At 49.6% G+C, this 1,866-nt stretch carries 1 rRNA gene; it reads left to right on the top strand.

Annotation, left to right across the window (positions count from 1 at the left end):
* Positions 1 to 190 precede the first annotated feature (190 nt).
* Positions 191 to 1,763: ribosomal RNA gene (locus FD18_RS04860) — 16S ribosomal RNA — on the top strand.
* The last annotated feature ends 103 nt before the right edge of the window (positions 1,764 to 1,866 follow it).

Here is a 1,866-nt window from a genome sequence, read left to right as displayed (position 1 = left end):
AAAAGACATGATATAATATAAAAGTTGTCACGAGACAACGGTAGTACCTTGAAAACTGAACAAAGTTTCGCTGAAAGTGTGCGGGATATAAAAATCCCAAACAAAAGCGAAGTCAATTCGCAAGCAATAAATTTGAGATAACTCAAAGAAAGTTTTAGAGCTAAACGATAAAAAGCTCATTTTCAAAAAGGAAAATGAGAGTTTGATCCTGGCTCAGGACGAACGCTGGCGGCGTGCCTAATACATGCAAGTCGAGCGAGCTTGCCTAGATGATTTTAGTGCTTGCACTAAATGAAACTAGATACAAGCGAGCGGCGGACGGGTGAGTAACACGTGGGTAACCTGCCCAAGAGACTGGGATAACACCTGGAAACAGATGCTAATACCGGATAACAACACTAGACGCATGTCTAGAGTTTAAAAGATGGTTCTGCTATCACTCTTGGATGGACCTGCGGTGCATTAGCTAGTTGGTAAGGTAACGGCTTACCAAGGCAATGATGCATAGCCGAGTTGAGAGACTGATCGGCCACATTGGGACTGAGACACGGCCCAAACTCCTACGGGAGGCAGCAGTAGGGAATCTTCCACAATGGACGCAAGTCTGATGGAGCAACGCCGCGTGAGTGAAGAAGGGTTTCGGCTCGTAAAGCTCTGTTGGTAGTGAAGAAAGATAGAGGTAGTAACTGGCCTTTATTTGACGGTAATTACCTAGAAAGTCACGGCTAACTACGTGCCAGCAGCCGCGGTAATACGTAGGTGGCAAGCGTTGTCCGGATTTATTGGGCGTAAAGCGAGTGCAGGCGGTTCAATAAGTCTGATGTGAAAGCCTTCGGCTCAACCGGAGAATTGCATCAGAAACTGTTGAACTTGAGTGCAGAAGAGGAGAGTGGAACTCCATGTGTAGCGGTGGAATGCGTAGATATATGGAAGAACACCAGTGGCGAAGGCGGCTCTCTGGTCTGCAACTGACGCTGAGGCTCGAAAGCATGGGTAGCGAACAGGATTAGATACCCTGGTAGTCCATGCCGTAAACGATGAGTGCTAAGTGTTGGGAGGTTTCCGCCTCTCAGTGCTGCAGCTAACGCATTAAGCACTCCGCCTGGGGAGTACGACCGCAAGGTTGAAACTCAAAGGAATTGACGGGGGCCCGCACAAGCGGTGGAGCATGTGGTTTAATTCGAAGCAACGCGAAGAACCTTACCAGGTCTTGACATCCAGTGCAAACCTAAGAGATTAGGTGTTCCCTTCGGGGACGCTGAGACAGGTGGTGCATGGCTGTCGTCAGCTCGTGTCGTGAGATGTTGGGTTAAGTCCCGCAACGAGCGCAACCCTTGTCATTAGTTGCCATCATTAAGTTGGGCACTCTAATGAGACTGCCGGTGACAAACCGGAGGAAGGTGGGGATGACGTCAAGTCATCATGCCCCTTATGACCTGGGCTACACACGTGCTACAATGGACGGTACAACGAGAAGCGAACCTGCGAAGGCAAGCGGATCTCTTAAAGCCGTTCTCAGTTCGGACTGTAGGCTGCAACTCGCCTACACGAAGCTGGAATCGCTAGTAATCGCGGATCAGCACGCCGCGGTGAATACGTTCCCGGGCCTTGTACACACCGCCCGTCACACCATGAGAGTCTGTAACACCCAAAGCCGGTGGGATAACCTTTATAGGAGTCAGCCGTCTAAGGTAGGACAGATGATTAGGGTGAAGTCGTAACAAGGTAGCCGTAGGAGAACCTGCGGCTGGATCACCTCCTTTCTAAGGAAGGCGAAAGATGATGGAGAGTGCGAGAGCACTAAGAGAAGTCATCGAGAAAGCCAAGCGGAAGCACACTGAGAAACTTTGTTTAGTTTTGAGGGTA

The sequence above is a fragment of the Lactobacillus taiwanensis DSM 21401 genome, from assembly GCF_001436695.1.
GTDB lineage: Bacteria > Bacillota > Bacilli > Lactobacillales > Lactobacillaceae > Lactobacillus > Lactobacillus taiwanensis.
Note: the sequence above shows the minus strand (reverse complement) of the source record. Positions and strands in the feature narration are given on the sequence as shown.